We start from the raw sequence: 10,561 nt of genomic DNA on the forward strand, positions 1-10,561 counted from the left end.
GCGGTGGCCGGCCTTGTGCTTCCTGCGCTGCTTCACCAGTGGCGGGGTCAGCGCACCGCCCGGAAACGGAAGGCGGAGCCCAGCGCCGCGATGCTCACGATGGCCAGCACCGCCAGGTAGTAGCCCGGGGCAATCGGCTGGCCAGTGGCCTCGATCAGGAAGGCGCAAATCATCGGGGTGAATCCGCCGAAAATCGCCACAGAGGTGTTGTAGCTGAAGGACAGGCCCGTGGCCCGCGAGGAATCGCTGAAGACATCAGCCATCACCGACGGCAGCGCACCGAAGTACAAAGCCTTGAGCAATCCCAGGATGACCATTACGACCGCGAGGACCAGGAAGGTCTTGCCCGCAATCAACCAGAGGAACAGCGGGATGGTCAGCAGCATGATCGCCAGGGCGGCGGGAATCATGATGCGCAATCGTCCGAAGCGGTCCGAAAGGTGGCCCACCACTGGCGTGGCGAAGGTCAAGATCGCCCCGGAGATAATCAGCGAGGAGAAGGAAACGGTAGGGCTCATGCCCAACTGGCTGATGCCGAAAGTCGGCATGTACTGCAGCACGAAGTTCAGCGCTGTCGAAATAGCCAGCGCTCCGCCGGCGATGAGCGCCGAGGCCTTGTTCGAGCGGAACAGCTCGCGCACCGGGGCATGCACCGCGTTCTTGGCGCTGTGCCGATCCCCCGGGGCCGCTTCGGGCAGCGGCGCTTCATCGACGTGGCGACGGATCCACCAGCCGGCAGGGCCCACCAGCAGACCGATGAAGAACGGTATGCGCCAGGCCCAGTCGTTCATCTGCTCCGTCGTGAAGATACTGGTCAAAGCGACCACCGTGATGGCAGCCATCATCGCGCCCAAGCCTTGGCTTGCGAACTGGAAGCTGCCCAGGAATCCCTTGCGCCCCTTGTCCTGCGCCAAGAGGTACGAGGGGGCGGCACCGAACTCGCCACCGGCGGAGAAGCCCTGGATGAGCCGCCCCAGGATGAGCCCCAGCGGAGCGAAGATGCCGATGGTGTCGTAGCCCGGCAGCAGTGCAATGATCGCCGTACCCACTACCATCAGCCTGATAGTGAGGATCAACCCCTTTTTCAAGCCCTTGCGGTCCGCATAGGATCCGAGTACAAGTCCACCTAGAGGGCGGATCAGGTAGGAGATACCGAAGACCGCAAAAGCCTGGATGACCTCTACTGCCGGATTTTCCGAGGGGAAGAAGTTGTGGCCGATATAGATTGCCAACAGCGCATAGATGGCCATGTCGTACCACTCCAGCGCATTGCCAATGGTGGCTGCGGCGATACCGCGAGCGGTGGACTGGCGTCGGGCCGGCGCTGTCTGGTCTTTAACTGGTAATTGCTGATTTTCCATGCTGGAGTCCTAGATCTTCTCGCTGCTAGCCGCTACCGTGCGCGGCAAGGTCGTGTTCGTTGCCAGGTCATGGAAGAGCCCGCACATCATTTTCAGTCCTTGGCGCAGCACCGGCTCCAGGGCGTGCTCGTTGGGCCCGTGCTGCTGGCACCCCGGATAGGAATGCGGGACCCACAAGGTCGGCAGGCCAAGCGTCGATTCGAAGACCGCATTGGGCAGCGAACCGCCGATATTGGGCAAGACCACCGCGGGCACGCCGGTGCTCCGCTGGATGGACTCGCTGGCCCAGCGCACCCAAGGGTTGTCGGGGTTGGTCCTGCTGGCCGGGAAGCACTGTCCCATGGCCAGCTGCACCATCGGGTAGCCGGCCTCGTCCAGTGCCCGCCGGATCGCCGCTTCCAGCCCCGCCAGATCCGTTCCAACGACGAAGCGCAGTTGCAGGACCGCCCGGGCCTCACCCGGGATGGCATTGACCGGCCGGGCGACGTCGGCCGATTGCAGGGCGATCACCTCCAGGGTATTCCAGGCGTAGAGCCGTTCTGCCGCGCTCAGCCTGGTGTCGCCCCAGCCGTCGGCCAATTGCGGGTCCTGCGCTCCTCCGCCCACCTGCACCGATTGGAGCGCTTGGCGCACCGAGTCGGGCAGTTCGTCGGGAAGCAGCCCTGGTACTTGGATACGCCCATGCCCATCGACCAGTGCACCGATCGCGCCAGCCAGCGTGGTTGCGGGGTTGCGCAGCAGGCCGCCCCAATTCCCTGAATGATAGCCGCCCGCGCGCAGCGGAATGCTGAGTTCGAAGGTCGCCCCACCCCGTGCGCCAAGGAATATCGTGGGTTCCTGGGCTGACAATCTGGGGCCGTCGGAGGCGATGAAGAGATCTGCGGCGAGTTCTTCGCGGTGCGCCGCGGCGTATTCATCCAGCTGCGGGGACCCGATTTCCTCGCCGGCTTCGAACAGGAAGACCGCGTTGAATCCCAATTCCCCGCGCTGGGCCAGCAGCATCTCGAAGGCCTTGAGGTTCACCAGGTGCTGGCCCTTGTTATCCGCCGCGCCGCGTCCGTACCAGCGCTCGCCTTGGGCATCCAGCACGAAAGGATCGCGCCCCTGCTCCCATTGCCCCGCTTGGCCGTCAACCACATCGGCATGCCCGTAGCACAGCACCGTAGTGTAATCCCGATGTTCTGTGCGAACCGCGCGCAGGAAAGAATTGCCCGATCCCCGCCAGTCCAGATCAAGCCGCACAGTAAAGCCCATGCCTTCGAGCCTCGATCGTAAGTTCTTATCCAGATATGAGTTCGTTGCAACCCTCTGGCTGGGGTCGGTGCTGACCGTCGGGCAGGCAACCAGCTCGGACAAGTCCTCGAACAGCTCCCCCGAGTCGACATACTTGTCCGCAGCTACTAGCAAATCTTCTCTATTCGGCATGATTTCTCCCCGCTCGGCGTGTTGTACTGTAGATCACATTAGGAGATGGGCGCGACGGGAACCAGTGCCGTTTCGTGCATCAGGTTTGAGTTAAATGCAAAATGCTGATCGAACGGGAACAAGAGAATGCAAACATTGCCAACGGCGCTGCGCTACTTCCATGAGGTGGCTAGCACGGGATCTATTTCCGATGCCGCCGAATCGCAACATGTTTCCGCGTCGGCGATCAGCCGGCAGATCAGCCAGCTCGAACGCCACGTCGGCGCGGCAATTTTCCGCCGCCATGCCCGCGGCATGGAATTGACCGATGCCGGGGTGCTGCTGCTGGCCCATACCCGCCGCATGCTCTCCGAAGGCGAGCAACTGGCTCAGGATCTGAGCGAGCTCTCCTCGGGGGCTTCACGAGTCATCGAGGTGGCCAGCTCGGAAGGACTTGCTGCCTCGGTGACTCCTCGCGCCGTCTCCGCGTTCTGCAAGGAACATCCCGAGGTGACGGTTCACCTGAGCGTCTTGCCCTCGGCCGAGGCCACCAGGCAGGTTATCGAAGGCACTGCGGATCTCGCGACGATCTTTGCCCTGGGCCCGCAGCGCCATGTAACCGTCGAGCATTCCTGCCCAGCTCCGGCTTATGCCGTGGTTTGCGCCGACCACCCCCTGGCTGAGCGGACGCAGGTGTCGCTGGCCGAGCTCTGCGAGTACCCGATGTCCATGCCGGCCAAGGGCATCACCCAGCGCGAGCTTTTTGACATCGCCACCTCCATGGCCGGACTCACGCCGAAGATCGCGCTAACTACCGATCACATCAATCCGGCCATGGAGTTCGCGCGTTCCGGCGCGGGGGTGACCTTGCTCAGCCGCTTCGCTCGTCGCGATGGGCTGAGCCAAGGGCTGAGGTTCATCCCGATTGACCATCCGGCTCTGGCCGAACGCAGCGCACAGATCCTCACCATGCCGCGACGCCGGCAACCAGCCTTGGTCAGTGCGCTGATCCAGCAGATCACGGCTCTGATGCAGGAATACTGATCAGGGAAGAAGGCGGCCTCGCCGCAGGGGCCGGCATGGGATTCTACTGGCCGAACAGCGGCCCCAGCTAATGGGTGGCGGTGCGGCACGGAGGCAGTCGCATGTACCGTGATGGCCCCTCCGGGGGATCGCTGATTGCCGGAGGCTTCGCTCGTCGGGTGCACCCGGGATTCGAACGGCGAGTATTTGCGCAGGCGGAGCCGAGCGAGCGCCGGAAGCGTTCGGAGCAGTCGTGGTTGACGGCGCTCTTCCTGATCGTGATGACGTGCTTTCCTAGGTGCCTTTCGAGCAACTGTCGGCCCAATTGATGGAGGGGCTTCCGTGCCGGAACACAAGCCGGGGGCAGTGACCCGCGAGCTCGTATCATTGCCGGCAGGCAGCTCAGCGCTGGACACGGTGGCACGGACTCCCACCTGCCATTCAGCGCGTTCAGCCCCGGGCTGTGCCCCGTTCCCGCACAGCCTTGCGCCAGCCGTCAACGATATCCCAGCCAATGCCGGCCGCGATTCCGCACCCGAGCAGCACGGCGAGAATGCGGAAGATGCCGCCATTGCCAGCGGCCTGTGCGTTTCCGGCGGCGAACCCGTCGCCTCCGGCAACCGCAACGAACGAGAGGAATTCCGGGTTGACGAGCTCGCCGCGCAACAGCAGGATCAGCGCCCAGGCCGCGAAGGCCAAGGCGAGCACGGTGTTCAGCACCGCCATGGCAGTTGTCCAACGACGCAGGCGGAACAGCGCGACGGCGAAGACGGCCTCGAGGATGATCAGTGCGAACAGGATGCCGATCCACCACGGCCACAGCCCCGGGTTGCGGATCGGGATCGGTTCACCGCCTGTGGGGAAGAATCCTCGGACCAGGTCCCATACCACCGCCCCGGCGGCGATGCCCAGGAATACCAGTGACGCGGTCAACTCGCTGCGGCCCGCGCCATCCTCGGGAATTTCCGGCAGCTGGTCGACATCCCACTTCACGCCAGTGTCCGCGCCAGTGCGCTCGAGCACGACGAACACGAGCGTGGTCCAGAAGCCCACGTGCACGATGACCTGCAGCCCGACGGAAAGCGACTGGACGATGCTTTCGCCCACGTCCTGTCCAGAGACCAGCAAACCCAGCGCCATTGCCCCTGCCACGCAGAGCGGCACAATCCACAGCAGCAGTTTCAGCAGGCGCCACCAAGCCAGGTAGTACTTCGGCCCGAGCAGGTGCAGCGGCCGGTCTGCGTAGCCGGCGGCGAGGATGCCGGGGTCGCCGAGTTCGGCCAGGACGCGGCGTTCTGCCTCCTGCGCGGCTTCGCCTTGGGCTACGCGCGCCTCGATGGCGTCGGCAATGGAGGCTTCGAGCTCGGCGCGGATGTCGTTCCGCATGCCGGGCTCGAGGCTGCGGATCGTGGCCGAGATGTAGCGTTCGGTCAATGTGGCAGTCATGTCAGTGCTCCTCTTCGGTGAGCGAGGCGATCGCCGTTGCCAGTGATCGCCATTCCGTGGTCAACGTGTCGGCAAGACGGATACCGTCAGGCGAGGTTCGGTAGAACTTGCGTGGCCTGGCCTCCTCGGTGTTCCACTCGCTGGTGAGGTAACCCTGCTTCTCCAGACGCCGCAGCAGCGGATACAAGGTGTTGGCATCGGTGGAGAAACCGTGGTCGTCGAGCTGCTCCAGCAGGCTGTAGCCGTATCCTGCACTGCGCAGCAGCTGCAGGCAAGCGAGCACAACGGTGCCGCGTCGCAGCTCTTGCAGTTGGGTGTCGAACTCTTCCATGCCGCTCACATTACCGTGCGCCACACACTATCGTCAATCACACATTACTGTCACAAGATGAGAGCAGGTGTTCAATGCTATTCGTTGCAGAACTGGGGGCTGCAGCCGGAAGTGAGCGGTGGCGCTGAGCCCGCACAAGCCAAACCAGCAAGTAACGCATCGCGTAGCGGCAGGACTGGCGACTGGACTGGAGTGCCAAGATCCGTTGAATTCCAGCGCAGCGTGCTCCACGCTGCGCGCTCAAGGCCTTATGCGGCGACGAGATCAACAGCCTCGGCTTCCCCGAGCCCGGCAGCGTGGTCCATAGATCGGCAGTGGCCGCGCTTTTCCAGCCCATCGCCCATCGCCTTTTGATAACTGCGAACTTTCCGCAACAGGCCAACTTCCGGCCACGGAGGCCTTCCGCGCACTGCGCGCGGGAGAATAGCAAAAGCTAGCGGCCGGCAGCACCTCGAGCCGCCCGGACATCGAAGAAAACGGCTCCGGCGAAAAAGGGCCAGCCTCGCCCGGCAGCAATTGGCTGAACGGCTTTGCGGCTACCTGCCGTCCCTGAGCAGGGCCACGTCGGAGACCATTTCTATATGCTCGCCCATCGCGGCGGCGGCACCCGTGGCATCGCCGCGGCGAATCGCATCGGCGATTTTCAGGTGCGACTCCAGCGAACGCTCCGGGCGTCCTGGCTGCCCCAACGATTCGATGCGGGTTTCGAGCACCATCTCGGCGATAAACGTCATGAGTTTTTGCAAAACCGCTGATTTGGCTGCAGCGGTAATTGCCTCGTGGAAAAGCTCATCACCGTGCTCGCCACGGCCGCCCTCGCCAATTTCCGCGGCCATCACCTCCAGCGCGTGATCGATTTTGCGCAGGTCAGCCTCGGTGCGGCGTGCGGCAGCCAGCGCGGCCAGCTTGACCTCCAAGGTACTGCGCGCCTCGACGATATCCGGCAACCGGTTCTTGTGCTCGCGCAGTTCGCGCAGCACCGTGGCGACGCTCGGACGGTGCACGAGCACCGCGCCGGTTCCATGCTGCACGTCGATGACCCCGAGTACTTCCAACGCCACCAGGGCCTGGGCCAGGGTCGCTCGCGAGACGCCGAGCTGCTCTGCCAGCTCGCGCTCGGCCGGCAAATGGTCACCGGGCCCCAACTGCTCAGCCTCGACGAAAGCCAGGATCTGCTGCATCAACTGCTCATAGAGCCGAGGGCGTTGCACCTTCGCGAACGCCCTGGCCTTCTTAGCTTCAGCCACAACCACTCCCCACCTGAAAATGTGTTCTTCCTCAAACTTACACCGAAAATTACCTTGACAAGACACCGAGAGTCTAGGAGGCTAGGCCAGTGAGCCAGTGACACCCGTCACATTAAAACCATTCAGTGCAAAGCCTCCCGAAAAGGATTTCCCATGTCTGTCGCACTCGTCTCCATCATCGTCTTGGCGGTGATGTTCATAATTGCCACGATGTTCCCGATCAACATGGGAGCCTTGGCCTTCGTTGGCGCCTTCCTGCTCGGCACGATATTCCTCGGCATGGATGCCAAGGACATTCTCGCCAGCTTCCCCGGAGGGCTGTTCTTGACCCTGGTCGGGGTCACCTACCTCTTCGCCATAGCCCAGAACAATGGCACCATCGACATCCTGGTTGACCGGGCGGTGAAACTTGTCGACAACCGGATCTCGCTGATCCCCTGGGTCATGTTCGCCATCACCGCAGCCATTACCGCCATTGGCGCCCTGGGCCCGGCAGCGGTGGCGATCATCGCCCCGATCGGCCTGCGCTTCGCCCAGAAATACGAGATCAACCCGCTCATGATGGGCATGCTGATCGTGCACGGCGCGCAAGCCGGCGGCTTCTCCCCGATCGCCGTCTACGGCGTGATCGTCAATGGGCTGATCCAGGAAGCCGGGTTCGCCTTCAGTCCCACCGCCCTGTTCCTCACCAGCTTCGCCTTCAACCTGGTGATCGCCATCGTGCTGTTTCTGGTCCTGGGCGGGCGCAAACTGGCTGGCCAGCGGGCCAGCGCCATCGCCGAACGCGTTGCCGAGGCCCGCCTGTCGGTCTCCGTGGGCTCGCAGGCAGCCGATGTCGATTTCAAGGGAAGCGGCTCGGGAACCTACGGTCCCCGCGATCCTGCCGGCGACGGCGCCGCGCCGCATGCCCCGGGCCAGCGCTTCGGCCAGGCAATGACCATCCTCGGCCTGGTCGCCCTGGCCGTGATCGCATTGGGCTTCAAGGTCGACGTCGGCTTCGTTTCGATCACCATCGCGGTCGTCCTGGCCTTGGTCAACCCCGCTGCCCAGAAGGGGGCGGTCAACAAGATCAGCTGGTCCACGGTCCTGCTCATCTGCGGCATGCTCACTTTCGTCGGAGTCCTGGAGGAAGCCGGCACCATCGAATACGCTTCGAACGCCGTGGCGACCCTGGGAGCACCGCTGCTTGCCGGCTTGCTAATCTGCTACATCGGCGCCGTTGTCTCGGCTTTCGCATCATCCACTGCCATCCTGGCCGCGCTCATCCCGCTGGCGATCCCGTTCCTGGGCTCGGGCTCGATCAGCGCTACCGGATTGATCTGCGCGCTGGCCATCGCCTCGACCATCGTGGATGTCTCGCCCTTCTCCACCAACGGCGCCCTGGTCCTTGCCAACGCCCCGGAAGGCACCGACAAGGACCGCTTCTACAAGCAGGTCCTGGGCTACGGCGGCATCATCGTCCTGGCCGGCCCTGTCCTGGCCTGGGCGCTGCTGGTCTTGCCCGGCTGGCTGTAGGCACCAGCGGAACCGCCATTCTTTCCACTCCTAGGAGGTATCTCTTGAGCTCGATTACAGTCCAACCCGAAGAAACCCTGGCCACCGGCACCGGCCCCCTGAGCGGCTACGTGGTCCTTGACCTGACCCGTGCACTGGCCGGGCCTCATGCCGGAATGATGATGGGCGACCTGGGTGCCAAGGTCATCAAGATCGAAGCGATGGGCACCGGGGACGACACCCGCGGCTGGGGCCCACCCTTCGTCGGGCCGGAAGACAACCGGCAGGCCACCTACTTCCTGTCATGCAATCGCAACAAGCAGTCTGTTGCGCTGAACCTGAAGGATTCCGCGCACCAAGCCAAGCTGGCCGACCTGGTCAGGAACTCTGATGTGCTCATGGAGAACTTCCGCACCGGCGTGCTGGACCGGCTCGGCTTCAGCGTCGAGGTGCTCCATGAATTGAATCCGCAGCTGGTGATCCTGTCCATTACCGGCTTCGGGCACGACGGCCCCGAATCCCACCGCAGCGGCTACGACCAGATCCTGCAGGGCGAGGCCGGGCTGATGTCCATTACCGGCTCCGGCCCGGAGGATCCGCAGAAGGTCGGGGTGCCCATCGCGGATCTGCTCTCGGGGATGTATGGAGCGTACGGGGCGCTGGCAGCGCTGCTGGAACGCGAAAGGACCGGTCGCGGCCAAGTGGTCCGCACCTCCCTGCTGGCCTCGATCATCGGGGTCCATGCCTTCCAGGGCACCCGGCAGACCGTGGCCGGGGAGAATCCCCAAGCCATCGGCAACCACCATCCCTCCATTGCACCCTACGGCCTGTATTCCTGTGCCGATGGGAAAGTGCAGATCAGCATCGGCAGCGAAAAGCTCTGGCAGGCCTTCGCCTCCCGGTTCGGTTTGCCCGCCGGGGATCCCCGCTTTGCCAGCAACTCCCAGCGCGTGGAGAACCGCGCGGCGCTCAATGAGCTGATCGAACGGGCTTTTAGCGCATACGATGCGGCGCAGCTGCTCAACTCCCTTGACGCAGCCGGCATTCCATCGGGAAAGGTGCGCTCCATCGAGGAGGTCTATGACTGGGACCAGGTCCACTCCCAAGGGCTCGTCGTGGAGGTGGAGCACGAAGTGCTGGGCAGGGTCAGCCTGCCCGGCCCTCCCCTGCGTTTCTTCGATGCCGCCACCAGCAAGGAGACCACCCGCAAGGCGCATACCGCTCCGCCCCTGCTCAATGCTGATGCAGCGGACGTGGACCGCTGGCTCGAAGAGCGGAAGGAAGACCAGTCATGAGCACCAGAACCCAACGGATTGACGCGTCGGCGCTACTGTCCATCGTCTTGGATGAAGACTCCTTCGAGTCCTGGGACAGCCAGCCGCAGCAGCCCGAGCTCAGCGAATCCTATGCGGCCGACCTCGATGCCGCCCGCGCAAAAAGCGGCACCGATGAATCGGTGCTCACGGGCAAGGGGCTGATCCAGGGCCGCGAAGTGGCGGTGATCGTCTCGGAATTCAACTTCCTGGCCGGTTCCATCGGGCAGGCTGCCGTGAAGCGCATTGTCGCGGCCATCGAGCGCGCAACGGCGGCCGGACTGCCGCTGCTGGCGGGGCCCGCTTCCGGGGGCACCCGCATGCAGGAAGGCACCTTGGCCTTCCTGGGGATGGTCGCCATCACCGATGCGGTCCGCCGGCACAAGGCGGCAGGACTTCCCTATCTGGTCTACCTGCGCCATCCCACCACCGGCGGTGTCATGGCCTCCTGGGGCTCTTTGGGGCACATCACCGTTGCCGAGCCAGGGGCGCTGCTGGGTTTCCTGGGTCCACGGGTCTACCAGGCACTCTACGGACAGGACTTCCCGGAGGGCGTCCAGGTCTCGGAGAACCTGTTCCGCAAGGGCTTGATCGACGCGGTTGTCCCGCCGCAGGACCTTCCGCAGCTAGTGGACCGGGCACTGCAGATCCTGCAGCCCGTACAAGATTCCCGCGCCTTCCCGGCACCGGTGGGCAGCATCTCGTGCAGTGCGGACGAGGACGCCTGGCACTCTGTGCAAGCCAGCCGGAACCCGCGCCGACCGGACACCCGGATGCTGCTGGCCTCAGCTGACGACGCGCTGCCCTTGAACGGAACCGGACAGGGAGAGAAAGACCCCGGGCTGATGCTGGCGTTGGCGCGGTTCGCAGGACAGCGCTGCGTGGTGCTCGGCCAGCAGCGGCCGCGGCACCCGGACACGGCCAGCCTCGGGCCCGGGGGGG

The 10,561-nt window shown here is 64.2% G+C and carries 9 protein-coding genes; 4 read left to right on the forward strand and 5 right to left on the reverse strand.

Going from position 1 to position 10,561, the window contains the following annotated elements:
• Nucleotides 1–47: 47 nt before the first annotated feature.
• Together ACNPM8_RS18340 and ACNPM8_RS18345 are read right to left on the reverse strand one after the other, a co-directional pair.
• Entirely contained in the window at nucleotides 48–1,361 is a 1,314-nt protein-coding gene (locus tag ACNPM8_RS18340) for an MFS transporter (protein ID WP_448940414.1), read from the reverse strand.
• Between the two features lie 9 nt (nucleotides 1,362–1,370).
• Nucleotides 1,371–2,786 (reverse strand): M20 family metallopeptidase, encoded by a 1,416-nt coding sequence (locus ACNPM8_RS18345; RefSeq protein ID WP_105658028.1) that lies wholly within the window; start codon nucleotides 2,784–2,786, stop codon nucleotides 1,371–1,373.
• A gap of 126 nt (nucleotides 2,787–2,912) precedes the next feature.
• Between ACNPM8_RS18345 and ACNPM8_RS18350 the strand changes: the two genes are divergently transcribed.
• On the forward strand, nucleotides 2,913–3,809 hold the full coding sequence (locus tag ACNPM8_RS18350; RefSeq protein ID WP_426734807.1) for a LysR family transcriptional regulator: 897 nt from the start codon (nucleotides 2,913–2,915) through the stop codon (nucleotides 3,807–3,809).
• 429 nt (nucleotides 3,810–4,238) lie between these two features.
• Here ACNPM8_RS18350 and ACNPM8_RS18355 read toward each other — a convergent pair whose 3' ends face one another.
• The 3 genes from ACNPM8_RS18355 to ACNPM8_RS18365 all read right to left on the reverse strand — a co-directional run bounded on the left by ACNPM8_RS18355 (nucleotide 4,239) and on the right by ACNPM8_RS18365 (nucleotide 6,812).
• Complete coding sequence (locus ACNPM8_RS18355; protein WP_448940415.1) at nucleotides 4,239–5,234, reverse strand: permease prefix domain 1-containing protein; 996 nt, start codon at nucleotides 5,232–5,234, stop codon at nucleotides 4,239–4,241.
• 1 nt (nucleotide 5,235) lies between these two features.
• Entirely contained in the window at nucleotides 5,236–5,565 is a 330-nt protein-coding gene (locus tag ACNPM8_RS18360) for a PadR family transcriptional regulator (protein ID WP_105658025.1), read from the reverse strand.
• Between the two features lie 536 nt (nucleotides 5,566–6,101).
• On the reverse strand, nucleotides 6,102–6,812 hold the full coding sequence (locus ACNPM8_RS18365) for a FadR/GntR family transcriptional regulator (RefSeq protein WP_332504356.1): 711 nt from the start codon (nucleotides 6,810–6,812) through the stop codon (nucleotides 6,102–6,104).
• A gap of 153 nt (nucleotides 6,813–6,965) precedes the next feature.
• On the opposite strand from ACNPM8_RS18365, the gene ACNPM8_RS18370 reads away from it, so the two are divergent.
• The 3 genes from ACNPM8_RS18370 to ACNPM8_RS18380 form a co-directional block, all read left to right on the forward strand.
• On the forward strand, nucleotides 6,966–8,327 hold the full coding sequence (locus tag ACNPM8_RS18370) for an SLC13 family permease (RefSeq protein WP_105658024.1): 1,362 nt from the start codon (nucleotides 6,966–6,968) through the stop codon (nucleotides 8,325–8,327).
• Between the two features lie 44 nt (nucleotides 8,328–8,371).
• A complete protein-coding gene (locus tag ACNPM8_RS18375; protein ID WP_388025827.1) occupies nucleotides 8,372–9,601 on the forward strand; it encodes a CaiB/BaiF CoA transferase family protein in 1,230 nt (409 codons plus the stop codon).
• Nucleotides 9,598–10,561 (forward strand): carboxyl transferase domain-containing protein (locus tag ACNPM8_RS18380; protein WP_448940416.1); only part of this gene is annotated, 964 nt, incomplete at its 3' end. The genes ACNPM8_RS18375 and ACNPM8_RS18380, both read left to right, overlap by 4 nt.

It is taken from the genome of Glutamicibacter sp. AGC46 (assembly GCF_053543715.1).

Excerpts from the sequence above, each read along its gene's own strand:
- ACNPM8_RS18340 (WP_448940414.1), bottom strand. The coding sequence starts at position 1,361 with ATGGAAAATCAGCAATTACCAGTTAAAGACCAGACAGCGCCGGCCCGA.
- ACNPM8_RS18345 (WP_105658028.1), bottom strand. The coding sequence starts at position 2,786 with ATGCCGAATAGAGAAGATTTGCTAGTAGCTGCGGACAAGTATGTCGAC.
- ACNPM8_RS18350 (WP_426734807.1), top strand. The coding sequence starts at position 2,913 with ATGCAAACATTGCCAACGGCGCTGCGCTACTTCCATGAGGTGGCTAGC.
- ACNPM8_RS18355 (WP_448940415.1), bottom strand. The coding sequence starts at position 5,234 with ATGACTGCCACATTGACCGAACGCTACATCTCGGCCACGATCCGCAGC.
- ACNPM8_RS18360 (WP_105658025.1), bottom strand. The coding sequence starts at position 5,565 with ATGGAAGAGTTCGACACCCAACTGCAAGAGCTGCGACGCGGCACCGTT.
- ACNPM8_RS18370 (WP_105658024.1), top strand. The coding sequence starts at position 6,966 with ATGTCTGTCGCACTCGTCTCCATCATCGTCTTGGCGGTGATGTTCATA.